Source organism: Bacillus cereus group sp. BceL220, assembly GCF_051776965.1.
In the GTDB taxonomy this organism is placed as follows: Bacteria; Bacillota; Bacilli; order Bacillales; family Bacillaceae_G; genus Bacillus_A; species Bacillus_A cereus.
Map to the genome: position 1 here is coordinate 533,938 of NZ_JBPWBC010000001.1, position 22,428 is coordinate 556,365.

Below are 22,428 nucleotides of genomic sequence, written 5' to 3' on the forward strand. Positions count from 1 at the left end.
TGTTATTATCTTGGATAAAGTGATAAAGGTGGAGATCCTCATGGAACAAGCTTTAAAAATTACAGGTGTATTATCTGACCCAACTCGTTATTACATTTATAAATATATTTCGCAAAAACATAGTTACGTAACGGTACAAGAAATTGCAGATGAGTTTGACATTCATCCAAACGTAGCGCGTTTACATTTATCTAAACTAGAAGATGTTCATATGCTAAAATCGGAAACGAAGAAAACTGGAAAAGGCGGACGACCGAGCAGATTGTATGTCTTATCTGAAGATGTTATCCAATTACAATTTCCATTCCGTGATTATCAATTGTTAGCAAGAATCGCATTTAATTCTTTACTTAGCCTTGGCGCTGCTGGTGAAAAAGCGCTATACGAAACAGGAAAACAATTCGGGGCCGAATTAATGCAACAACATATGCAACGTTTAAATGTGAGTGAAGATGCTTTAACAGTAGAGCAAAAAGTTCAAATTGCAAAAGAAGCTTTCTCAACAGCCGGCTTATCACCTGCATTTGAATTAAGTGCAGATGGAACAAAAATTTTCTATGATGTACACAATTGTCCATTTAAAGAAGTTGCTGTTCATCATCCAACTGAAATTTGTAACATGCACGGAGATATGATGAAAGGCATTTTTGAAATCCTATTCCCTAACATGGAATTAACTCGACATGATAGTCTATTAGATGGATGTAAATCTTGTAATTATAAACTAACAATTTAATTTATCATATAAAAAGAAGCCAATAATAATTGGCTTCTTTTTATATGAACGAATATTTACAATAGTAATAAAAATAAACTATAATGAAAAGAGGTTTTACTTTTTCTAGAAAAGGAGGGAAATAGCATGGATCGCATGTTTCGCGTTCTCGGCTTTTGGACTGGAATTTTCTCGGTTATGTTTTACGTAGGAGATATGCAACAGGCTGCACTACTATTTTTAGGACAAACAGGTTTCTTCGTACTTTTAAGCTATTTAAAATTAACAGAGCGTATGTATATATACGTATTCGGGGCATATTTAACTGTTTTCTTCATAGGATTTACATACTACACGACATTTTTACTTGTCCCTGGGGCTGGACATTAAAAGATGGCATTTTGCCATCTTTTTTTTAATCCCGGAATTTCCTAGTTGACTTATAGGTTTTATTACCTTATATTCTATATAACAGATTGGAATTAGGGGGAATCAACATGAATACACTGCTTGTCGGAATTAACGTTGCAGTCATGCTCATCTTAGTTGGCGTATTATATTATATGCAACGTAAGCATGTATCTTTTAATAAACGTGTATTTACCGCTTTAGGAGTCGGAATTTTATTCGGTCTTATATTACAATTCATTTATGAGCCAACTTCTAAAGTAATTATTGAATCAAATACTTGGTTTGGCTTAATTGGTAACGGTTATGTGAAATTACTTCAAATGATCGTTATGCCACTTATTTTAGTATCTATTATTTCAGCATTTACAAAATTACAGTTAACGAAAAACCTTGGTAAAATTAGTGGTCTTATTATAGGAATTTTAATTCTTACTACAGGTATCGCTGCAGCTGTCGGTATCGCTGCAAGTGCAGGATTTGATGTATCTGCAACAGGCTTGCAACAAGGTGATGCAGAATCTGCTCGTCTGAAACTAGTTGAAGAAAGATTTACTTCTATTGAAAAGACAACAATTCCAGATAAATTATTAGAGCTATTGCCTACAAATCCGTTTCTTGATTTAACAGGCGCTCGTCCAACATCAACAATTTCTGTCGTAATATTTGCAGCCTTTATCGGCATTGCCTTTATAGGTGTAAAACGAAAATATCCAGAACAAGCAGAGCTATTTAAGAAAATGCTTGATGCTGTATATGCAATCGTAATGCGTATGGTAACATTAATTTTACGCCTTACTCCATACGGCGTATTAGCTCTTATGGCAAAAACAGTTGCTGGTAGCGATATAAATGCTATTTTAAAGCTTGGTAACTTCGTGTTAGCCTCTTATGTAGCACTTATCGTAATGTTTATCATTCACTTATTATTAATTGCATTGTCTGGTTTAAATCCAATTCAATATTTGAAAAAAGTGTTCCCTGTACTAACTTTTGCATTCACATCTCGCTCTAGTGCTGGTGCGATGCCATTAAATATTGAAGCTCAAAAAGAAAAGCTTGGTATCTCCGAAGGAATTGCAAACTTCGCAGCTTCATTTGGGGTATCTATCGGACAAAACGGTTGCGCAGGTATTTATCCAGCAATGCTTGCAATGATGGTCGCTCCAACTGTAGGAATTGATCCATTACAACCACAATTTATTTTAACTTTAATCGCTGTTGTTGCTATTAGCTCATTCGGTGTTGCCGGAGTTGGTGGCGGTGCAACATTCGCAGCTTTAATCGTACTATCTACAATGAACTTACCAATCGGTATTGTTGCTCTAGTTATCTCGGTTGAGCCATTAATCGATATGGGTCGTACAGCTCTTAACGTAAGTGGTTCTATGACAGCAGGTCTTATTTCAAGTAAATGGCTTGGTGAATTAGATCAAGATACGTACAATCAAGATGATACAAAAACTGGTGAAATTGCTTCATAATGAAAAAAAGACGCTAACATACAATTGTTAGCGTCTTTTTTATTCCGTTCCCTCTTTATAAATCTTATCTTGAGAATTATCACTCCAAGTATTCTTCTAATTGCTCTTTTAACTCTTCCTCAATCTCATAACAAGATTCATCAGCGAGTTCTCCTACTTTCTTACTACCCAAAATGTTTGATTGAATTGGCATTCCTAAAAAGATTCTTTCACATTCCTAAATTGGAATATTGTGAAATTTAATCATCTCTTTTTCTTCATCTAATATAGCTATAGCAACTGTTGAATAATAACCCACCTCAAAGGGATTCTCTTTTTCTCTTGCAAATCCCATATCTAATTCCATGTTTTTTTCTATGTATAAATGCGAATACTCTTTATACAATTTAAGTGACATTCGCTCTATTTCCTTCTCCATACATTGAATGTTCTCTTTTAACTCCAACGTAAACTCCTGTTCTTTATATTTCATTTTCGCCTCCTTAAACATAGAAAAAGAGAATACAATAATATATTCTCTTTCCTCAAATATATTTCATTATCTCACAGCCCGTCCTTTTCACAAATAACCATTTTGTTCGCACCATTTATGAAATTGTCCTACGTCTACTCCAACTAACACGATATCCTTTAGCTCTACATCAATAATTTGTTCTCCAATTACAATAGCAAACTGCGATGCTAATTTTGTCTCGTTTTTCTTTACAATTCCAATTCGGTTCCGATGCGGTCCATCTTTTATATATGCTTTTTGTCCTACAATATCAAAGTTCAAGATTCTCACCTCTTTTACTGCGCTCAAATTGGAAATACGATCTCCACCTCGGAAAATTTCCTTTCATTGCACTATTTCTCTATATATATGACGAAACAATAAAAGAGTCCTTCCTTCTTTACAATTATTTTTTCTTTGTTTCATTTTTGTGATTGAAACGTAAAGTTTATAATAAAATACACTTGGAAGCGCTTTCTATGTAATTTTTTATGTTATAATATAAAAGTAGAACTTCGTAAAGAGGGTTAAAAAAATGAATACAAAAATGATTAAAAAAGTAATTGAAGCATTAAAAGTATATGGCTTTCAGGATGTATCATTCTGTGACAAAACGAGGCAATTTTTATTTCATAACGAAACCGATATTATGAGCGGCTATGCAGAAATAACATATAGTAGTCAATTTGAAAAATTCAACGTACAAATTCATCCAATTGAAACACATCACCAAGCAGAGTTACAAGAGGTTGAAAGACATATACAAGCTTGTATAAGAAAAGTGGAATATTTAAACGCACTTCTTACCGGGCAGACAAAACTAGATGATAAAATTATTATTATGTAAAAAAAGAACGTGATTGAATCACGTTCTTTTTTCATTATATGTTCATCTTTTCCTTTAGTTGTAATCCTGTAACAGATTCTAATACATCCATCGATTCTCCAAATGTCATATCAAAAATTGTATTGTCCTCTATGTACGGAAACTGTCTGAAACGCTTTTCTAACACCTTTACAGCATCTGATGTAAAGTTTGCACTATCAATGCCAAATTCTGTTTCAAGAAGAACGATCCAATCTAACACATGAAAACCTAATCCATTGACGAATGCAATAAGTTTTTCTTCTGGGTTTGAAGATAAGAATACTTGGCGTTCCATCTCACTAAAAAGTTCTTCTCCTAAGATTTCAGCTAACTCATCATCATGTTCACGTTCAACAAGTTCTTCGTAGCCGTAATCATCCACAAGCTCTTCTACTTCTTCACTATCCTGACAAAGCAATTGACTAAGAAGTGCCTCTTTCTTAAATTCACTATTTTGTACGACTTCTAAAAAGCTCGTTTCCCATCCATTTTCTAATTTCATATTATGTACTCCTTTATATACGTTTCTTATCATCACTGTACCCAAAAGATCACTTTTATAACCTTTTAGGTAGTTACTATTATTTCACATGATTCATAACATAAGATGCAAACTCAGCTACATCTCCTTCAAAAATATTTATTTCTGGCAAGTGATAGAACGTTGTTTGGAGCGGGTTTCCTGCATGATATACATATATCGTTTTCTCTAGTGCAATCGCCATTCCAAACTCTGTATGGCTCCCGTTTCCGCCATCTAATATAAGTAAAAACACATCCGCTTCTTTTACAGCATTTTTTTCTGCCTGACCAATTTCTCTTAATTGTTCTTGATTCACTGCTCTTTCGTTTTTGGTCCAATCATATGTATGGTGCCATCCTGCATGTTTCAGTTCATTTGCTACGGAACATACTAGATGTTTATTTTGGAAACCTGAGGCGATATAAAAATTCATTTATATACACTCCTTCATTATGTATCGGGAAACTCCTTTTTAGCGTTATTTGTTATAGCTATAATAAATAACAACTTCAAAAAAAATCCCCATCTTTAAAACTTATTTGCGTTTAAATGATGGGATGCTTCATGGTCTTCTTTTATTTTTTGTTTTTTATAACTTTCATCAGCTAACATTTCTAGTTCAGCTGTTATCTCTGATTTTTCAAGCTCTCTTTCTTGCGAAAATTTCCTTGAAATATAAACAATAACACTACCAACGTACAACACAAAGCATATAATAAGTGCAGTATTTTCATAGAGACTTAGCTCCAACACAGTCACTCCTAATCCATTCGTATTTTCACGCTTCATTAATTGGAATTTCCCTATTAACCCATTTGTTATCCCGCTATTTGAGGGCAGTAAACCCCCCTCCTCAAATTCCAGTGAAAGCAAAGAAGTTAGATGGAGGATGCCCCCAACTGATTAAAGTTTCACTTTATTGTAACATAAAAATATCAATTCTTGGAATCTTTCACCCTACTAAAAGAGGCATGATTGTTTCATCATGCCTCTGAAATATTTTGAATGATTGTTTTAATTGCTTCTTTTCCATTATATTTTTTTAGTGCTGTTTTATACTTCTCATTATTTTGATTCAATTCTTCGACATACTTTATAAGAGATTTTACAGTTACATCTTCTTCATATAATACGGAGGCATACCCTTGCCTTTCAAAGGACTCTGCATTTAATATTTGATCTCCACGGCTTGCAAATTTCGATAATGGAATTAAAACCATCGGCTTTTGTAATGTTAAAAATTCAAAAATTGCGTTGGAACCCGCGCGTGAAATAACAAAATCTGTTACCGCTAATATATCTGGCAGTTCTCCATGTACATATTCAAATTGTCTATATCCTTCTTTATTTTGTAAACTTTCATCAAGGTTACCTTTTCCGCAAAGGTGAACAATTTGATACTTTTTAAGAAGTTCTGGTAATGCTTCTCGAGCCGTATCATTAATTTTTTTCGCGCCCAAGCTACCTCCCATAATCGTAATAACTGGCTTTTTACGTGAAAAACCTAAAAATGCTAAACCTGTTTCTCGATTTCCCTTCAGCACTTCTTCACGTACAGGAGATCCCGTATATATTACTTTTTCTTTCGGTAAATGTTTCGCTGCTTCTTCAAATGTAACAAATATTTTCGAAGCAAAACGAAGCGCAATTTTATTTGCTAGTCCTGGCGTCATATCAGATTCATGTAATAAAACTGGTACTCTATTTAGCCATCCTCCAATTACGACTGGTACAGATACGAAACCGCCTTTTGAAAAAATCACATCTGGTTTTAGTTTTCGAATCCTTACATACGCATCCATAACACCGATACGATAAACTTAACTAAATCTATACAATTCAATCAAATTTACACGAGTTAGTGCTTCATCGTGTTCTCGCAGCCCCAAAGGGACGAGGGGTATAACACTCCACACGAGGCAGTATCGTTACCTCCTATTATCAAGCATTTATTTTACCCATCTTGATAAATTTATCGCAGCATTTACATCCCTATCGTGATAGCTATTGCATGAAGCACAACGCCATTCACGAATCTTTAAACTCCACTGTCCTTCTGGTTGAACTGAATGGTCGTATTTCACTCCGCAACATGAGCAAATCTTGCTTGAAGCGAACCATTTATCAGCTTTTACATACGCAATGCCGTACTTCTCGCACTTGTATGACAAACATTGAAAGAAGAAGTTTAATTTTTGAAATGAAAATGCTTTCGATAGTTTTTTGTTTTTTAACAGGTTTGAAATAGATAAGTCTTCCACAACAATCCTCATTGGTTTGGTTTTCACCAATTTAGCTGTTGCTTGATGGATATGGTTATTTCGGATATTCATAATTTTCCTAGATAACCGCAGGTGCTCAGCTTTCGCTTTTTCATATCCAGCAGATTGAATTTTCACACCTTTTTTAAATCTCCTAGACATATCTCTTTGCGCTGACTTTTTCCTTTTCAAAAATTTTTTAACCTTGGCATCTTTGTTTATATTTCGTTCTTTCGTACCATTAGAAGCTACAAAAAGCTCTTTTAAACCAACATCCACACCAATCGACTCATCGGTTAATTCTTGTGATTCAAAGTCTTCTTGGAACCCTACACTCATCCACCAGTGACGACCGTCAAAGGTAACTCTTGGATTGGATGGTTTTTTATTCCTTGGTAGTTGTTGGCTTGTTTTCACTTCTCCAATAGACTGAATATGAACTACTTTCTTTCCTATAACCAGTCTTTCATAATTGGCATAAAATCCTTGGATTAAATCTTTTTTGGATTTATAAGAAGTGTGATAACCATTTTTGTACTTTTTGAACGAATGTTTTCTCGCCGTATCAAAATCTTTTGAAGCCTGTTTGGGAACTTGTGCGTTGATGTCATTTAACCACTCATATCTCTTTCGCTTCTTGATCTTTGTAAATCGTTTCTGTAAAGCTAACTGTGAAACAGATTTTCCAAATAGCTTATAATACCTATCACTCATTCTTTTACAATAGTTATAAGCGAATCTTGCAGCACCAGCATGGTTTCTAAGCACTTTTTCTTGTTCAGGCGTTGGAATCAGTCTGACTTTCTTCGCTAATATCATCAGAATGTAACTCCTTTAATGAAAGATTTGTTCTTCTGAATCGTAGCGTGTTCCACCAGCATTCTCGTAAGACTACTCGGATGCAAACCTGTTAATTCTGATACTTGACTAACTCGTGAAAATTTCATTATTATTCTTACCTCATTGAACCCACAATAGCACATGCGTTCGATAGATTCAATGAGGTTTGATAGATTTAATTAAATGTATCTCGTTCAACTAAGGGCGCAATTCCTTAGCCAGTTCTCTTATGAACTTCTCATGTTTTCACATGAGCGCAGACTATATGTTTATCTCTTTAGAGATAGAGGATTTTTCCATCACCATAGGCTTGTGATGTACTCTCGTCAGTTATACGAGATAGTCGTTGAACGTTCATCTTATCGCTTTTGACTTAGATGATTCGAGGCGGAAGACCCATTGTTCTAGTGTTTAGGATTTAACCTTGCACGATCTGATTGATTTTTTCTGCTTTCGCAACATTCACGCTCGCCATTTCTAGCCACGTTGTAGTTCAATCAGCTTTAGGGATTGCCCGCAGTTAACCCTCACTACTAGCCAATCACTTGACTAGCAGGGCTTACTGATATATTTAATTAACTTTCGTTATAATTGGTTAAATAAATCGTAACAGTTAGTTACCCTTTATTACAAGAAAAGGATCTTTTATATTTTTCAAATCAAAATAACGACGTAGCTTTCCACTCGAAATACTATAGTAGGGAATGCCTTCCTTTTCTATAATCGTTTTCTCAATACCTTGATGAGAACCAATGTAAGAGATATCCCAGTTGTCTTCTTGTAAATATGGGATAATGGCTAAATTAGGTGTTACATGTCCTGCCGAACCGCCACCTGTAAAGACTATTTTCTTCATACGTCTCCCCCTTCTAGACTATAATACACTAAAATATCTTGCCTCAGGGTGAGAAAATACCATAGCCGTTACGGACGCTTCTGGCTCCATCATGAATCCTTCTGTTAATGAAATACCTATTTCCTCTGGATGAATTAAGCGAAATAGCTTTTCTTGATCTGCAAGTTCTGGACACGCCGGATAACCAAATGACACGCGTATTCCTCTATATTTCGTACGGAAACGTTCTTCCATCGTCAGTTCAGGTGAGTCTGGAATGCCCCAGCGGTCACGAATGAGCATATGTGTTTTTTCAGCAAGTCCTTCTGCTAATTCAAGCGCTAACGATTGAATGGCATGACTACGTAAGTAATCACCTTTCGCCTTCCACTCTTCAGCAATGTCCCGAACTCCTTCCCCAACCGTAACAGATAAGAAAGCAACATAGTCCATCTCATCTCCAATTGGGCGCAAATAATCGCCTAAAGTACGATAGGGAGCCTTTCCTTGTCTAGGGAATGTGAAACGCTCTATAACACGCGTATGATTTTCTGGATCATATATTACAATGTTTTGTCCGTCGCTTTGCGCTGGGAAAAATTGATACACTGCTTTCGGCTTTAACCAAGATTGTCCTTCCTGCAATAATTCATCTATTAAATCATTTAATTCATGTGCTCTCTTATCTCCCTCTTTCAAAAGCTTCTTCACATTTCCTTTTAATCCAAGGTGATGCCCAAGTAGCATTTGTCTATTTAAAAATGGAGCGAGATGAAGAGCCGGAATATCACGTAATACAATTCGTTTTGTTGAATCAGGCACCATAACCTCAGCCTTCGGTAATGGCTCAATTACTGTTGGAATTTCTATTTTCTTCTCCTCTTTTTTTACGATATGAAGATGACGTTCTTTTTTATCCTGTTTCATCTTCTCACGCTCTTCTTCTTTTTGAAGCTTATTAATAATATCGAGCCCCGTCATCGCATCACTCGCATAACAAACGAGCCCTTTATATGATGGTGAAATTCGATTATCTGTAAACTTTCTCGTTAACGCTGCACCACCTACAACAATGGGCACATCAATATTTGCTGCTTTTAAATCTTCAGCAGTCGTTACCATTTGTTGCGCTGATTTTACTAATAAACCTGAAAGGCCTATAATGTCCGGCTTCTTTTCTTGTACTTCTTGAACAATTCGATCCGAACGTACATTAATTCCTAAATTAATAATCTCATATCCGTTATTCGCTAAAATAATTTCAACGAGATTTTTCCCAATATCATGCACATCACCTTTTACAGTTGCTAATAATACTTTCCCTTTTTTTGCACTATCGCTAGATTCCATATGTGGCTCTAAATAACTTACAGCAGCTTTCATACTTTCGGCACTTTGCAATACTTCAGCAACAATAAGTTCATTATTATTAAATAGTCGTCCTACCTCATCCATCCCTGTCATAAGCGGACCGTTAATAATATCAAGAGGTTTTCTTCCTTCTTCAAGTGCAAGACTTAAATCCTCGTGTAATCCTTGTTTCGTACCTTCTACAATATAATTTGCTAGTCGTTCATCTAGCGTTAACGTTTCTTGCACAACGACATCTTTCTTTTTAGCGACTCGGTAAAAGTTTGTAAATTCTTCTAACGTCTCTTTCGTCGTTTCAAACAGTAATGCATCTGCAAGGTGTTTTTCTTCCTCTGGAATCGACGCATAGCGTTCTAATTTTTCCGTATTAACAATCGCGTAATCTAATCCAGCCTTCGTAGCATGATATAAAAAGACGGAATTCAATACTTCACGTCCAGCCGGTGGTAAACCAAATGATATGTTACTTACACCTAAAATCGTTAAACACTCTGGTAACGCTTCTTTAATAAGGCGAATGCCCTCTATAGTCGCTGCCGCTGAACCAATATATTCTTCATCACCTGTCCCTACTGGAAACACAAGTGCATCAAAAATAATATCTGACGGGCGTATCCCATATTTCGTCGTTAATAATTCGTAACTTCTTTTTGCAATTTCTAATTTTCTTTCAGCACTTACTGCCATACCATCTTCATCGATTGTACCAACTACAATTGCAGCACCATACTTACGAAGAAGCGGTGTTACCTTTTCAAAACGCTCTTCTCCATCTTCTAAATTAATAGAGTTGATAACAGCTTTTCCTTGAATATAAGTAAGTGCTCTTGCCATAACATTTTCATCCGTTGAATCAATCATAATCGGTACTTTTAACACTTTCGTAACTTCTGTCAAAAATTTCTCCATATCTTCTATTTCATCACGATCAGGATCTGCCATACAAATATCAATAATATGAGCATTTTTCTTCACTTGCGCTCTTGCCACTTCAGCAGCCTCTTCAAATTTCCCTTCTGCTACTAATCGTTTAAATTTACGTGATCCAATAACATTCGTTCTTTCACCTACAAATAACGGTCTCATAGACTCATCATATTGCAGTGCCTCTAATCCACTAATTCCATGTCCTTCTCTCTCATGATGGTCACGAGGCTTAAGAGATGCTAGTGCTTCTTTCATTGCTTTTATATGTTCTGGTGTCGTGCCACAACAACCACCGATAATATTAACCCATCCTTCTTCAGCAAATCGCTTCACCTTTTCAGCGAGAGAAGATGGAGACTCATGGTAATGTCCATCTTCATCAGGAAGACCTGCATTTGGATAACAAGAAATGTAACACTCCGATAAATCAGATAGTGAACGAATATGGTCCCTCATAAACTCCGGACCAGTCGCACAATTTAACCCAACAGATAATGGTTTCATATGTTCTACTGATAAATAAAAAGCTTCAATTGTTTGCCCAGCCAGAGTCGTTCCCATTGGCTCAATCGTTCCTGAAATCATAATAGGAACCGTTTTTTTCAGTTCTTCAAAAGCAGCTTGAATTCCAATATAAGCTGCTTTCACGTTACGCATATCTTGACTCGTCTCAACGAGTAATACATCAACTTCTCCCTTTAATAATCCTCGTGCCTGCCTTGTATAAGCCTCAATCAATTCTTCAAAAGTCACACCACCAGTAACACTAATTGCTTTCGTTGTTGGTCCCATCGCTCCCGCAACATATACTTCCTTACCGCTTTCTTTAACAGCTTGCTTCGCCAAAAGTGCTGCCTTTTCATTTAGTTCTTCATCTAAATGAGACAGCTCATAATCACTTAGTACAATATTCGTTGCCCCAAATGTATTTGTTTCAATAATATCCGCTCCAGCTTCAATATAAGCTTTATGAATCTTTAAAATAACGTCTGGTCTTGTTTCTACTAAATATTCATTACAGCCCTCGTACTCTTCTCCTCCGAAATCTTCAGCAGTTAAATCCTCTTGCTGAATCATTGTTCCCATTGCACCATCTAATATTAAAATGCTATTTTGTAATTTTTCTTCTATACACTTCATCAATTAATACCTTCTTTCACTTCTTGCTTTTCTCTTACATATTTAACAAGATGTTCTGTAATTTCATATTTTAAAAATGGTGTAATAAGATAAATACCATTAAAATATTTCATCGCTGCGTCGATCAATTCTTGCGAAATGCGAATCCCTTCCTCAATTGCCGCCTCTTTCGTTTCGTGTCCATCCATTCTCTCTCTTATTTCTTCTGGAAGAGTAATACCCGGTACCTCAAAATGAAGAAAATCTGCATTCCGCTTACTTACTAACGGCATAATTCCAATAAAAATAGGTTGTTCCAAATGCTTTGTCGCTTCATACACTTCTTCAATTAACGCGATATCGTAAATTGGCTGAGTTAAAAAATATTCCGCTCCAGCATCTATTTTTCGTTCCATTCGCTTAACCGCTGCTTTTAAGTGCCTCACGTGAGGATTAAATGCGCCGCCTACAGAAAACCTTGTCGCCGATCCAATTGATTTCCCTAAAATTGAACGTCCATCGTTCATTTCTTTAATCATTTTAATGAGCTCAATAGAGGACAAATCGTATACAGAAGTTGCACCAGGAAAATCACCAACGCGCGCTGGATCACCAGTTAAAGCTAACACTTCTTCCATCCCTAACGCCGATAAACCTAACAAATGAGATTGTAGTCCAATGACGTTATGATCCCTACACGTTAAATGTGTCAATACCGGGATATCATGCTTCGTTAATAACGCACCCATTGCCATATTAGAAATACGAGGCGATGCTAATGAATTATCTGCTAGAGTAATAGCATCTGCTCCCGCTCTTTTTAAAGCTCTTGCTCCTTCAAAAAACCGCTGTGTATCTAACGTTTTCGGTGGATCTAATTCCACTACAACTGTCGTTTGTTTTTTCGCTTTCTCTGCTAGAGTGACGTGAGCCTTCGAACGTTTCTCATGCGTATGAACAACTTTCGGCCTTTGAATGGTGTCTTTTTCTATTACAGGTGTAACATTCGCAACAGCGTGCTTCATACTTTGAATATGTTCTGGAGTCGTACCACAACAACCACCTAATAACCGAATACCTTGCTCAATAAATCTCGGCGTCATCGCCTCAAAATAAGCTGGGCTTCCCTCATATACGTAACGTCCCTCCACATAATTCGGGAGACCTGCATTTGGGTATGCTGATAAATAGCCATTTTGCGGAATCGATATCATTTTGAAAGCCTCCGTCATATGAAGCGGCCCTAGTTGACAATTTAATCCAACAACATTTGCACCGTAATCTATAAGTTGCTTTAATATTTCATTGACATCATTTCCATTTTGAGTCGTACCTGCTTCATGTAACGCTAATTGAGCAACAATTGGAATGTTCGTTTGCTTACGCAATACTTTAACAGCATGAAGTAATTCAAATTCATCGTAAAAAGTTTCTAATAGTAATCCATCAACCTGTTCTTCTAGTAAAGCCCCTGCCTGTTCAAGTAGCATAAACTCCCTTTCCATATCAGTCGTTGTAACGGCTCCGATATGTTTCATACCACCAATTGTTCCTAAAATTGCATTTTTATCTGTAACAGATGCTTTCGCCAGTTTTACTGCCGCTCTATTAATTTCTGTAACTTGATTTTCTAAGCCGTACATACGTAATTTCGCCTCATTTGCTCCATACGTATTCGTTTGAATTACATCTGCTCCAGCAGCTACATATTGTTTATGAATCGATATAATTAAGTCTGGATCAGATACATTCAATTCTTCAAAGCTACTTTGCAAGCCATGTGAATGCAATAACGTCCCAACCGCACCATCACCTATTACAATTCCTTTTGATAATAAATCTAGTAATTTCACGAATCTCCCTCATTTCTATCAATATAAAAACCCCCTCTTCACTTTGAAGAGGGGGACATAATCGTTCCTCCTCTTATTATGCAAAACATTCGTTTTGCAGGTATTAGCACCGTTTCAAACATTTCGTTTGAAGGTTGCCGGGTTTCACAGGGCCTTTCCCTCCACCGCTCTCAATAAGAGTTGTCTTTATTATTTTATTTATGTAGCTAAAAGGAAATGCGTTCCCCTTTTAACAATGTTTGTTAATTTTTTAATAAATTTAGCATGCACAAAAGTAAAAGTCAATGACACTTGCGGAAAAATAAAAAATATTTAAAATAAAGTTGCAATTCAATTATCTTTTGTTGTAAAGTTAAAAACATAATAAAAATTTCATACGAACATTCTTATCTAGAGAGGTAGAGGGACTGGCCCTGTGACGCCTCAGCAACCATTAACATTTTGTTAATAAGGTGCTAATTCCAGCAAATTGTGAAAGATTTGACAGATGAGAAGAAGACTCTATTCAAACCGAAAGCCTTCTTCTTAGAAGGCTTTTTTTATTTTATATTCACTTAATGTTTCAATTTAAAAAGGAGGAATTTTCACATGTCAACAATCGAAACAAAACTAGCACAAATCGGCAATCGCAGTGAAACTACAACTGGAACGGTTAATCCACCAGTTTATTTCTCAACCGCTTATCGTCATGAAGGAATTGGTAAATCTACTGGCTTTGACTATTCACGAACTGGCAATCCAACTCGAGGTCTTTTAGAACAGGCAATCGCAGACTTAGAATATGGCGAACAAGGTTATGCCTGTAGTTCAGGGATGGCGGCTGTTCTCCTCGTCCTTTCTCTATTCCGCTCTGGAGACGAACTTATTGTATCTGAAGATTTATACGGTGGAACGTATCGATTATTTTCTGAACATGAAAAAAAGTGGGATGTTCGATGTAGATACGTAAATACACAGTCTATTAAACAAATTGAGCAAGCTATCACAACTGAAACGAAGGCTATTTTCATAGAAACTCCAACTAATCCATTAATGCAAGTTACTGATATTGCTGCTGTCGCAACTGTAGCGAAAAGGCACGGACTACTTCTTATTGTAGACAACACATTCTACACACCTTATATACAGCAACCATTAACAGAAGGTGCTGACATTGTACTTCACAGCGCAACGAAATATTTAGGGGGACATAACGATGTACTAAGCGGACTTGTCGTTGCAAAAGGAAAGGAACTTTGTGAAGAAATCGCTCATTATCATAATGCATCAGGTGCAGTTTTAAGCCCATTTGACTCATGGTTATTAATTCGCGGTATGAAAACGTTAGCGCTTCGCATGAGACAGCATGAAGAAAATGCGAAAGCAGTTGTTGCATATTTAAATGATGAAGACGGGGTGACAGATGTATTTTATCCTGGAAGAGGCGGCATGATTTCATTTCGCCTTAAAGATGAAGCTTGGATTAATCCATTCTTACAATCTTTATCCTTAATTACATTTGCCGAAAGTCTTGGTGGTGTAGAAAGTTTAATGACTTATCCAGCAACGCAAACACATGCTGATATTCCTGAAGAAATTAGAACAGCAAACGGTGTATGTAATCGTCTTCTTCGATTCTCCGTTGGCATTGAAAATAGTAACGATTTAATTCAAGACTTAAAGCAAGCCATTAAACTTGTAAAAGAAGGTGTAAGAATATGAGTTATTCTATAGATACACTCTTACTACACAACCAATATAAACATGACTCGCAAACAGGAGCTGTGAACGTTCCTATCTATAACACATCAACTTTTCACCAGTTTGATGTAGATACGTTCGGAAAATATGACTATAGCAGGTCAGGAAATCCAACTCGTGAAGCTCTTGAAGATATCATTGCTTTATTAGAAGGTGGAACAAAGGGATTCGCCTTTGCATCAGGCATTGCAGCGATTTCCACTGCATTCCTCCTTCTTTCACAAGGTGATCACGTACTCATTTCAGAAGATGTATACGGAGGCACTTACCGAGTGATAACTGAGGTACTCTCCCGTTACGGTGTTTCACATACATTTGTTGATATGACCAATTTAGAAGAAATAAAACAAAGCATTAAACCAAATACAAAGCTCTTTTATGTAGAAACACCTTCTAATCCACTTTTAAAGGTGACAGATATTCGCGAGATTTCTAAACTTGCAAAATCTATTGGGGCTCTTACTTTTGTTGATAATACATTTTTGACACCACTATTCCAAAAACCACTTGAACTTGGAGCTGATGTTGTTCTTCATAGTGCCACAAAATTTATTGCTGGGCATAGTGATGTTACTGCCGGATTAGCAGTAGTAAAAGATGCAGAACTCGCTCAAAAGCTTGGATTTTTACAAAATGCATTCGGCGCTATTTTAGGACCTCAAGATTGTTCTCTCGTACTTCGCGGTCTAAAAACATTACATGTACGCCTCGAGCATTCAGCTAAAAATGCCAATAAAATTGCACATTATTTACAAGAGCACGCTAAAGTACAAAATGTCTATTATCCGGGATTACAAACACATCTCGGATTTGATATTCAACAATCTCAAGCAACATCAGCTGGAGCAGTCTTATCATTTACTTTGCAGTCAGAAGATGCACTCCGCCAATTTTTATCAAAAGTAAAATTACCTGTTTTTGCAGTTAGTTTAGGAGCTGTAGAGTCAATTCTTTCTTATCCAGCAAAAATGTCACATGCAGCACTGTCGCAAGAAGCTCGTGATGAAAGAGGAATCTCTAATTCATTACTTCGGTTATCAGTCGGTCTTGAAAATGTTAACGATTTAATATCCGATTTTGAAAATGCCCTTTCTTATGTAGAAGAACCTGTAAATGCATAGAGAAAAAAGAAGATATGAGAATAGGTTTTCATATCTTCTTTTTATGCGATTTAGTTATAGTCATTTGAAATTTTTCTTATAGTCCATAAAAAATAAAAGTATATCATCTATTTCTAAATAATGGGTTAATTGATATATTAAGAAATAAAAAAGGGGTAAAAATAATGGATACTTGTGCAGATATTTTAATCGTTATCGATTTACAAAATGGCGTATGTTATGGCGGAGAGCATTTATTTGATTTACAGAACTTACTAACAAAAGTAAATAAAAGAATTTCTTCATACAGAAAATTAAATAAACCAATCCTTTTTGTTCAACATTGTGATGATGATTTAGTACCCGAGAAAGAACTTTGGGCTATTCATACCGATCTTGATGTTCAAGAACAAGATTTTTTTGTAAGAAAAACACATGCAAATTCATTTTATAAAACAAACTTAAAAGAAATTTTAGATCAATTATCTGTAAATCGCATTGAATTTTGCGGTGCCCAAACAGAGTACTGTATGGATGCTACGATTAAGTTTGCCCACGGACTAGGATACGAAAACTTTATGGTACAGAAAACAACCTCTACGTTGAATAATCCTTTTATGTCCGCAAAAGAGACAATTGATTTTTACGAGAACATATGGAATCACAGATTTTTAACGTTGCTAAAAGATGAATTTTAGAATAAATGACTAATGACTTGATTATCCTAAGATTTATCAGCCGTAATCAAATATTTTATGATCACCATAAAGAAGCGAATTACATTCAGCTTCTTTTCTTTTAACCTGTTTTATATTCTATATATATCATTATAATTCCTTTGTCATATTATTTTAAAAATTTTGTATATTCATTTGAAAGAATAAGAAAATCATGATAAAATTGTGTTACAAATATATCTATATCTTTCAATTTTTAAAACGCATCGAAATTTTCACCCAAAAATGTCATTTTACAAAAACGTGCTAATTTACCTATTTTATTTACATCATGGTCTCTTTTCTTACAATTTCTTTACTTTAGGACTTTTTTTCTGCAACAACTATTTTCTTTTCTTTAAATTTTTGGTATGTATAGTATGGTATAATAGCTCACACGGAGGTGGAAAAGAACATGTTAGAAACCTTTCAAAAAGAATTAGAACTATATGAAAGTAATGCAGAATTATTAAAAGTGCTGGCTCATCCTGTTCGTTTATGTATCGTAAAAGGATTAATTGAGCGCGGTCCAAGCAACGTTTCTACAATGTACACTGGCTTAAACATGCCACAATCTACAATTTCACAGCATTTAGCAAAATTAAAAAGCGCTAAAATCGTTTCTAGTGAAAGAAAAGGATTAGAAATTTATTACAAAGTAGAGAACGAAACAATAATTCAACTCGTTCGCGTATTATTAGGTTAGGGACTAATAATCGAAGAAAAAGAACGTATTCTATATTTTTTATCTCATATCTTTAATATAAATATATATCATGAGAGGAAATATATAATACTACATAAGTCGTATTAAAAAACAAGACACAGTATATACTGTGTCTTGTTTTTTATATTGTTACATACCGCTCCAAATGTAAATGTTGCATATCTTTTGTATGTATAACAACATCAAACGCACTCCCTACTCCTCCATTCAAAATCATAGAACGAACTGCTCGATTTTGTTTTTGCGTTTCAGAAAAAGGATTCATATCTTGATGGCTCGTAAGCTGTTCTAATATCCCTGCAGCTAACAAGAACTCAGATTGTTTCTTATGCCATACTGCACTCATTCCTTGCAGACTAAACATCTCCTTTAGCTCGTCCCAATGAATATGAGTAGTAAGATCCATTTCACCTGGATGCGCTAGTGGGTTACGTATTAGCTTATGCTGATAATAACCTCGCAAACTTCCTTCACGGTGTGCTGGATGCATCCATTCTTCTTTTGTGTATCCGTAATCAACTGTAATACATATACCTTTTTGAAACCATTTCGCAATTTCTTTTACATACTCCTCCATCACAAGTGGTACTTCAAAACGTTGTCCTTCAGCAATATGAATATTATATTTCAATAAATATCGACCAATTCTTTTATCTAACGGCCTACATACTTCTGAAAGGTTTCCTTCCTCTGTATATGTAATACGCACTTCATACAACATACCATTTCTTTTCTCAATTATTTCAACAGGAAATGCATCAAACAACTCATTCGAAAAGAGAATTCCCTCAAAAGAATCTCCCATTTCACTATAGGAGGTATAGTACGATACATTAGAAAATGAGCCAAGTTGCTCCTGCTGTAATTTCCTATGAAAAGGGCTCACTTCAATCATTGAATAGTTTAAATCAATAAAGGTTTTTGGAGATAATTGCTTCCATTCTTGTAAAACATCATAGGCAAACTTTCCAGTTCCCCCACCAACCTCACAAATATTCGAAGCAACTTCACCACTTTCAACAAGACGAATAAAAAATTTAGCAAAAGTTTTTGCAAAAACAGAGGATACATTGCTACTTGTAAAAAAATCCCCTTGTCTTCCAATCTTTTCACGTTCTTTCATATAATATCCATGACCTTCTGTATACAATACAAGGTTCATATACGTACTATATGAAATTGAATAATCCTTTTCTTTCCTCATCCATTCTCTTAAAATGAGCTCCATTCCCATAATGATTCCTTATTGTAAAAACGGATTATTTTCTTTTTCAAAACCAATGCTTGTTTCTGGACCATGTCCACATAACACCGCTGTCTCATCTGGTAATACAAATAATTTCTCTTCAATACTTCCAATTAATTCAGCAAAACTTCCACCAGGCAAATCTGTTCTTCCAATGCTCATTTGGAACAATACATCTCCTGAGAATACAGCATTTGCCTCTTTACTATAATAAGAAATACTTCCTGGAGAATGTCCTGGCGTCTCAAAAATTTCAAAATTAAATGATCCAATTGTTAATGTACCTTCTGCATCAATAATATGATCCGCTGGTTTTGCTGTAATACTGCGGTTCATCATAAAAATTTGAGAGCCGTTTACAGTTGCATCTCCTAACCAATCTGCTTCTTCTTTATGTACGTATACAGGAATATGAAAAGCGTCTCTTACCGCATCAACAGCACCGATATGATCAAAGTGAGCATGCGTTAATAAAACAGCCAATGGTTTTAATTGTTCTTCTTGTAAATATGTAACGAGCTTTTCACCTTCGTGACCGGGGTCAAAGATAATGCACTCTTTTTGATCATTCATTAAAATATAAGCATTTGTTTGTAATGGGCCTAACGGCATTTGTATCCATTTCATATGAAAATCTCCTCCAGTTATTAAACTTACTTTTAATGATACAACATTTCTTTCTCTTAGGAAAAGAAAGGATGCTATCTCGACAATCATTTTTAAAACATGTACAATATAAAAGAGTAAATATTCCAAAAACTCATAATAAGAAATGGGTAGACAGAGGAGGATATTGCATGGGCCTTGTTATTATTTTTACACTTGTCACTCTGTTAGCTGTATTTGCTACGCTTAGAACACTTGGTGAAAAAAACTTTTTCGCGAGCGGCTTTGCAATTGCAACTGTACTCGTTTTCGGATGGTTTACGATCATGACTGTTCTATATAACGGGTATCCACCAGCAGCTTAATTCGTTTACACTTTATTCTTCATCGAGATTTCACACAAAAAGAGGAAGGGTTCCCCTTCCTCTTTTCATATTTCAAAACTTATATCATCTTCGCTTCGTATTTGTGCTTTTTTACAAGCCAAGCTCCTCCGATAACACCTGCATCATTACCAAGTGTTGCAATAGCTAACTTCGTGCTCTTTACAGCACGTGAGAAAGCGTATTGCTCGAAATAGCGTTGAATTGGTTCTAATAGCGCATCTCCAGCTTTAGACACGCCTCCACCAATAACAATTTTCTCTGGGTTCAACGTACTAGATAGGTTCGCTACAGCTAACCCTAAATAAGAAGCTACTTTTTCTACTACTTCGCCTGCTAATTCATCACCTTGTCCAAGTGCTTCAAAGACATCTTTTGATGTAATACGTCCTTCTTCAGCTAACATAGAACGCAACATGCTTTCTTTATTAGTCTCCTGTATTTTTTGCATAGCAACACGTACAATACCTGTCGCAGATGCTACTGTTTCTAAGCAACCAGACTTCCCGCAATTACATGGGAAAGCATTTTCTGTAACTACTGTAATATGTCCAATCTCACCAGCAGCACCACTCACGCCGTGTACAATCTCACCATTGGCGATTACACCACCACCAACGCCCGTACCAAGTGTCATGCAGATTAAATCTTTTGCACCTTCACCGGCACCTTTCCACATTTCACCAAGCGCTGCTAAGTTTGCATCATTATCAATAACAACAGGTAATCCTGTTTCTACTTCTAATAAATCTTTTAGCGGATAGTTTTTCCACCCTAAATTAACCGCTTCATAAATCATTCCAGATGCCACATGTACAGGGCCAGGAGCTCCCATACCAATACCAATTAACTTGCTCTTCAATTCGCCTAATTCTTCTAGCTTTTTATCAATTGCTTTCGCAACATCAAGTGTAATATGTTTTCCTTGCTCACCTGTATTTGTAGGGATTTCCCACTTATGTAAAATTTCGCCGTATACATTAATAAATGCTAATTTAATCGTTGTACCACCAAGGTCAACACCAACTAACCATTTCTCTTCCATGTTGCTTACCTACCTTTATCTAATTCTTATTTAGCTCTTTTTGAATTTCTTGCTTCAATAAAAATAAAGCTGTTTGATAGTCTTGTGGATCGATTAGCTGTGATTGATTTAATTCACGCAATTCATCTTGCATTAATTGTAAATCTGCAATTCGATCTCCCGTATAAATAATCGTACCAAATTTCTTTAGCAATTGCTGAATATCATAAATAGATACCATTTCATCACCCTCTATGCTCACTTACTATAAAAATTATAATAAGAAAACGTTCACATATTTTATTATAATCAAGAAGAAAAAGTCTCGTCAATTTTTATTTGTCTATACAAGCTCATTTATAAGCATTGTTCCTTTTTCTGTAATAATTTTTTCTATATTTTTATCAAATGACTCTACCGGAATGTGTTTTACCATTTGAAAATCATATGCTAATGATAGCGTTTTCCCTTTATAATGCACGAGATAACGATCATAATAGCCCCCGCCGTATCCAATCCGTTCTCCTCGCTCTGTATAAGCTACGCCTGGCACAATTTGAAGATCAATGTCATCCGCACTCACTTCTTCCGTAAGTCCCGGAATCGGTTCACGTAAATTCATGTACACCGTTTCTAATTGATCAAAATCACTAATTTTCCGGAAGGACATCGTTCTTGTTCCTTTATTACACTTAGGAACTACAACTTTCTTTCCTTCTTCCCAAGCTTTTTCGATAATAGGATATGTATTCACTTCATTTTCCATTGAGAGAGTAATTCCAATTGTTTTAGCTTCAACCCACTCTTTTTGCGCATACAACGAAAATGCAATCTGTTCTGATAAAGTTGTATATTGTTCTTCTGATAAAGAATTCATGTGTTCTATTATTTGTTTACGCAAACGCACTTTCTCTTCTTTCACACATTCTCCTCCTTACAGTGACACTTTACTCTATGATGATAGTGTATCACTTTTAACATAGGAATCGAATAAAAAAAGAAACAGTAGGAAAATATTCCTACTGCTTACTTTGTTTCACGGTGTAACGTAGACTTCTTGTCACGCTTGCAATACTTTTTAAGCTCGATACGCTCAGCGTTGTTACGTTTATTTTTCTTTGAGATATAGTTACGATCTCCGCATTCTGTACATGCTAGAGTAATATTCACACGCATTCTTATTTCCCTC

The 22,428-nt window shown here is 35.7% G+C and carries 23 protein-coding genes, 3 pseudogenes and 2 riboswitches; of the genes and pseudogenes, 9 read left to right on the plus strand and 17 right to left on the minus strand.

What is annotated here, in order from left to right; all coding sequences use genetic code 11:
- Positions 1-40 precede the first annotated feature (40 nt).
- From ACS2FK_RS02870 to ACS2FK_RS02880, 3 genes are all read left to right on the plus strand, one after another.
- Positions 41-736 (plus strand): helix-turn-helix transcriptional regulator, encoded by a 696-nt coding sequence (locus tag ACS2FK_RS02870; protein WP_000434124.1) that lies wholly within the window; start codon positions 41-43, stop codon positions 734-736.
- Between the two features lie 126 nt (positions 737-862).
- Positions 863-1,105 (plus strand): DUF2626 domain-containing protein, encoded by a 243-nt coding sequence (locus ACS2FK_RS02875; RefSeq protein ID WP_000375619.1) that lies wholly within the window; start codon positions 863-865, stop codon positions 1,103-1,105.
- Positions 1,106-1,212: 107 nt separating this feature from the next.
- On the plus strand, positions 1,213-2,607 hold the full coding sequence (locus tag ACS2FK_RS02880; protein ID WP_001094344.1) for an L-cystine transporter: 1,395 nt from the start codon (positions 1,213-1,215) through the stop codon (positions 2,605-2,607).
- Between the two features lie 79 nt (positions 2,608-2,686).
- Here ACS2FK_RS02880 and ACS2FK_RS02885 read toward each other — a convergent pair.
- Together ACS2FK_RS02885 and ACS2FK_RS02890 are read right to left on the minus strand one after the other, a co-directional pair.
- A pseudogene (locus ACS2FK_RS02885) lies at positions 2,687-3,079 on the minus strand (hypothetical protein).
- A gap of 87 nt (positions 3,080-3,166) precedes the next feature.
- Positions 3,167-3,382 carry a DUF3912 family protein gene (locus ACS2FK_RS02890; RefSeq protein ID WP_001008326.1) on the minus strand — a complete coding sequence of 72 codons (216 nt, stop codon included), beginning with the start codon at positions 3,380-3,382 and terminating at the stop codon, positions 3,167-3,169.
- A 253-nt stretch (positions 3,383-3,635) separates the two neighbouring features.
- Between ACS2FK_RS02890 and ACS2FK_RS02895 the strand changes: the two genes are divergently transcribed.
- A complete protein-coding gene (locus ACS2FK_RS02895; protein ID WP_001093240.1) occupies positions 3,636-3,947 on the plus strand; it encodes a hypothetical protein in 312 nt (103 codons plus the stop codon).
- A gap of 34 nt (positions 3,948-3,981) precedes the next feature.
- Here the strand turns inward: ACS2FK_RS02895 and ACS2FK_RS02900 are convergent, their stop codons facing one another.
- The 9 genes and pseudogenes from ACS2FK_RS02900 to ACS2FK_RS02940 all read right to left on the minus strand — a co-directional run bounded on the left by ACS2FK_RS02900 (position 3,982) and on the right by ACS2FK_RS02940 (position 13,697).
- Positions 3,982-4,470, minus strand: a complete 489-nt coding sequence (locus ACS2FK_RS02900; protein WP_000764263.1) for a hypothetical protein — start codon at positions 4,468-4,470, stop codon at positions 3,982-3,984.
- A gap of 79 nt (positions 4,471-4,549) precedes the next feature.
- On the minus strand, positions 4,550-4,924 hold the full coding sequence (locus ACS2FK_RS02905) for a nucleoside 2-deoxyribosyltransferase (protein WP_001012331.1): 375 nt from the start codon (positions 4,922-4,924) through the stop codon (positions 4,550-4,552).
- Positions 4,925-5,019: 95 nt separating this feature from the next.
- Complete coding sequence (locus tag ACS2FK_RS02910) at positions 5,020-5,280, minus strand: DUF3966 domain-containing protein (RefSeq protein ID WP_000817964.1); 261 nt, start codon at positions 5,278-5,280, stop codon at positions 5,020-5,022.
- Between the two features lie 194 nt (positions 5,281-5,474).
- A pseudogene (locus ACS2FK_RS02915) lies at positions 5,475-6,299 on the minus strand (undecaprenyldiphospho-muramoylpentapeptide beta-N-acetylglucosaminyltransferase); the annotation flags it as partial.
- Between the two features lie 141 nt (positions 6,300-6,440).
- Positions 6,441-7,571 carry an RNA-guided endonuclease InsQ/TnpB family protein gene (locus ACS2FK_RS02920; protein WP_063548636.1) on the minus strand — a complete coding sequence of 377 codons (1,131 nt, stop codon included), beginning with the start codon at positions 7,569-7,571 and terminating at the stop codon, positions 6,441-6,443.
- Complete coding sequence (locus ACS2FK_RS02925) at positions 7,571-7,699, minus strand: hypothetical protein (protein ID WP_000672787.1); 129 nt, start codon at positions 7,697-7,699, stop codon at positions 7,571-7,573. Before ACS2FK_RS02925 ends, ACS2FK_RS02920 begins: the two co-directional genes overlap by 1 nt.
- Before the next feature lie 512 nt (positions 7,700-8,211).
- Positions 8,212-8,448 (minus strand): annotated as a pseudogene (locus ACS2FK_RS02930) (glycosyltransferase); the annotation flags it as partial.
- A gap of 18 nt (positions 8,449-8,466) precedes the next feature.
- Positions 8,467-11,865, minus strand: coding sequence for a methionine synthase (gene metH, locus ACS2FK_RS02935; protein ID WP_063548638.1), 3,399 nt, complete (start codon positions 11,863-11,865; stop codon positions 8,467-8,469).
- Positions 11,865-13,697 (minus strand): bifunctional homocysteine S-methyltransferase/methylenetetrahydrofolate reductase, encoded by a 1,833-nt coding sequence (locus ACS2FK_RS02940; protein WP_023523019.1) that lies wholly within the window; start codon positions 13,695-13,697, stop codon positions 11,865-11,867. Before ACS2FK_RS02940 ends, metH begins: the two co-directional genes overlap by 1 nt.
- Positions 13,698-13,767: 70 nt before the next feature.
- Positions 13,768-13,877: riboswitch (SAM riboswitch) on the minus strand.
- Positions 13,878-14,080: 203 nt separating this feature from the next.
- Positions 14,081-14,191, plus strand: a riboswitch (SAM riboswitch).
- Between the two features lie 94 nt (positions 14,192-14,285).
- On the opposite strand from ACS2FK_RS02940, the gene metI reads away from it, so the two are divergent.
- The 4 genes from metI to ACS2FK_RS02960 all read left to right on the plus strand — a co-directional run bounded on the left by metI (position 14,286) and on the right by ACS2FK_RS02960 (position 17,959).
- A complete protein-coding gene (gene metI, locus ACS2FK_RS02945; protein WP_063548640.1) occupies positions 14,286-15,398 on the plus strand; it encodes a cystathionine gamma-synthase/O-acetylhomoserine thiolyase in 1,113 nt (370 codons plus the stop codon).
- Positions 15,395-16,558, plus strand: coding sequence for a cystathionine beta-lyase (metC, locus tag ACS2FK_RS02950; protein ID WP_063548642.1), 1,164 nt, complete (start codon positions 15,395-15,397; stop codon positions 16,556-16,558). The genes metI and metC overlap by 4 nt, the downstream gene beginning before the upstream one ends.
- 164 nt (positions 16,559-16,722) lie before the next feature.
- Positions 16,723-17,235: a cysteine hydrolase family protein gene (locus ACS2FK_RS02955; protein ID WP_000379154.1), complete on the plus strand. Its 513-nt coding sequence runs from the start codon at positions 16,723-16,725 to the stop codon at positions 17,233-17,235.
- Positions 17,236-17,668: 433 nt separating this feature from the next.
- Complete coding sequence (locus ACS2FK_RS02960) at positions 17,669-17,959, plus strand: ArsR/SmtB family transcription factor (RefSeq protein WP_000894377.1); 291 nt, start codon at positions 17,669-17,671, stop codon at positions 17,957-17,959.
- 142 nt (positions 17,960-18,101) lie between these two features.
- Here ACS2FK_RS02960 and ACS2FK_RS02965 read toward each other — a convergent pair whose 3' ends face one another.
- On the minus strand, positions 18,102-19,214 hold the full coding sequence (locus ACS2FK_RS02965; RefSeq protein ID WP_063548644.1) for a class I SAM-dependent methyltransferase: 1,113 nt from the start codon (positions 19,212-19,214) through the stop codon (positions 18,102-18,104).
- A 9-nt stretch (positions 19,215-19,223) separates the two neighbouring features.
- Positions 19,224-19,853: an MBL fold metallo-hydrolase gene (locus ACS2FK_RS02970; RefSeq protein WP_000871225.1), complete on the minus strand. Its 630-nt coding sequence runs from the start codon at positions 19,851-19,853 to the stop codon at positions 19,224-19,226.
- 170 nt (positions 19,854-20,023) lie between these two features.
- On the opposite strand from ACS2FK_RS02970, the gene ACS2FK_RS02975 reads away from it, so the two are divergent.
- Positions 20,024-20,197, plus strand: a complete 174-nt coding sequence (locus ACS2FK_RS02975) for a DUF2759 domain-containing protein (RefSeq protein WP_080469879.1) — start codon at positions 20,024-20,026, stop codon at positions 20,195-20,197.
- A gap of 79 nt (positions 20,198-20,276) precedes the next feature.
- On the opposite strand, the gene glcK is transcribed toward ACS2FK_RS02975, so the two are convergent.
- The 4 genes from glcK to rpmG all read right to left on the minus strand — a co-directional run bounded on the left by glcK (position 20,277) and on the right by rpmG (position 22,415).
- Positions 20,277-21,260: a glucokinase gene (glcK, locus tag ACS2FK_RS02980; RefSeq protein WP_000391701.1), complete on the minus strand. Its 984-nt coding sequence runs from the start codon at positions 21,258-21,260 to the stop codon at positions 20,277-20,279.
- Between the two features lie 19 nt (positions 21,261-21,279).
- Positions 21,280-21,480, minus strand: a complete 201-nt coding sequence (locus ACS2FK_RS02985) for a YqgQ family protein (RefSeq protein WP_000253699.1) — start codon at positions 21,478-21,480, stop codon at positions 21,280-21,282.
- Positions 21,481-21,582: 102 nt separating this feature from the next.
- Positions 21,583-22,161 (minus strand): 5-formyltetrahydrofolate cyclo-ligase, encoded by a 579-nt coding sequence (locus ACS2FK_RS02990; protein WP_063548646.1) that lies wholly within the window; start codon positions 22,159-22,161, stop codon positions 21,583-21,585.
- 104 nt (positions 22,162-22,265) lie between these two features.
- A complete protein-coding gene (gene rpmG, locus ACS2FK_RS02995) occupies positions 22,266-22,415 on the minus strand; it encodes a 50S ribosomal protein L33 (RefSeq protein ID WP_001265616.1) in 150 nt (49 codons plus the stop codon).
- Positions 22,416-22,428: the final 13 nt, after the last annotated feature.

Excerpts from the sequence above, each read along its gene's own strand:
- ACS2FK_RS02870 (WP_000434124.1), top strand. The coding sequence starts at position 41 with ATGGAACAAGCTTTAAAAATTACAGGTGTATTATCTGACCCAACTCGT.
- ACS2FK_RS02875 (WP_000375619.1), top strand. The coding sequence starts at position 863 with ATGGATCGCATGTTTCGCGTTCTCGGCTTTTGGACTGGAATTTTCTCG.
- ACS2FK_RS02880 (WP_001094344.1), top strand. The coding sequence starts at position 1,213 with ATGAATACACTGCTTGTCGGAATTAACGTTGCAGTCATGCTCATCTTA.
- ACS2FK_RS02895 (WP_001093240.1), top strand. The coding sequence starts at position 3,636 with ATGAATACAAAAATGATTAAAAAAGTAATTGAAGCATTAAAAGTATAT.
- ACS2FK_RS02900 (WP_000764263.1), bottom strand. The coding sequence starts at position 4,470 with ATGAAATTAGAAAATGGATGGGAAACGAGCTTTTTAGAAGTCGTACAA.
- ACS2FK_RS02905 (WP_001012331.1), bottom strand. The coding sequence starts at position 4,924 with ATGAATTTTTATATCGCCTCAGGTTTCCAAAATAAACATCTAGTATGT.
- ACS2FK_RS02910 (WP_000817964.1), bottom strand. The coding sequence starts at position 5,280 with ATGAAGCGTGAAAATACGAATGGATTAGGAGTGACTGTGTTGGAGCTA.
- ACS2FK_RS02920 (WP_063548636.1), bottom strand. The coding sequence starts at position 7,571 with ATGATATTAGCGAAGAAAGTCAGACTGATTCCAACGCCTGAACAAGAA.
- ACS2FK_RS02925 (WP_000672787.1), bottom strand. The coding sequence starts at position 7,699 with ATGAAATTTTCACGAGTTAGTCAAGTATCAGAATTAACAGGTTTGCAT.
- metH (WP_063548638.1), bottom strand. The coding sequence starts at position 11,865 with ATGAAGTGTATAGAAGAAAAATTACAAAATAGCATTTTAATATTAGAT.
- metI (WP_063548640.1), top strand. The coding sequence starts at position 14,286 with ATGTCAACAATCGAAACAAAACTAGCACAAATCGGCAATCGCAGTGAA.
- metC (WP_063548642.1), top strand. The coding sequence starts at position 15,395 with ATGAGTTATTCTATAGATACACTCTTACTACACAACCAATATAAACAT.
- ACS2FK_RS02955 (WP_000379154.1), top strand. The coding sequence starts at position 16,723 with ATGGATACTTGTGCAGATATTTTAATCGTTATCGATTTACAAAATGGC.
- ACS2FK_RS02960 (WP_000894377.1), top strand. The coding sequence starts at position 17,669 with ATGTTAGAAACCTTTCAAAAAGAATTAGAACTATATGAAAGTAATGCA.
- ACS2FK_RS02965 (WP_063548644.1), bottom strand. The coding sequence starts at position 19,214 with ATGGGAATGGAGCTCATTTTAAGAGAATGGATGAGGAAAGAAAAGGAT.
- ACS2FK_RS02970 (WP_000871225.1), bottom strand. The coding sequence starts at position 19,853 with ATGAAATGGATACAAATGCCGTTAGGCCCATTACAAACAAATGCTTAT.
- ACS2FK_RS02975 (WP_080469879.1), top strand. The coding sequence starts at position 20,024 with ATGGGCCTTGTTATTATTTTTACACTTGTCACTCTGTTAGCTGTATTT.
- glcK (WP_000391701.1), bottom strand. The coding sequence starts at position 21,260 with ATGGAAGAGAAATGGTTAGTTGGTGTTGACCTTGGTGGTACAACGATT.
- ACS2FK_RS02985 (WP_000253699.1), bottom strand. The coding sequence starts at position 21,480 with ATGGTATCTATTTATGATATTCAGCAATTGCTAAAGAAATTTGGTACG.
- rpmG (WP_001265616.1), bottom strand. The coding sequence starts at position 22,415 with ATGCGTGTGAATATTACTCTAGCATGTACAGAATGCGGAGATCGTAAC.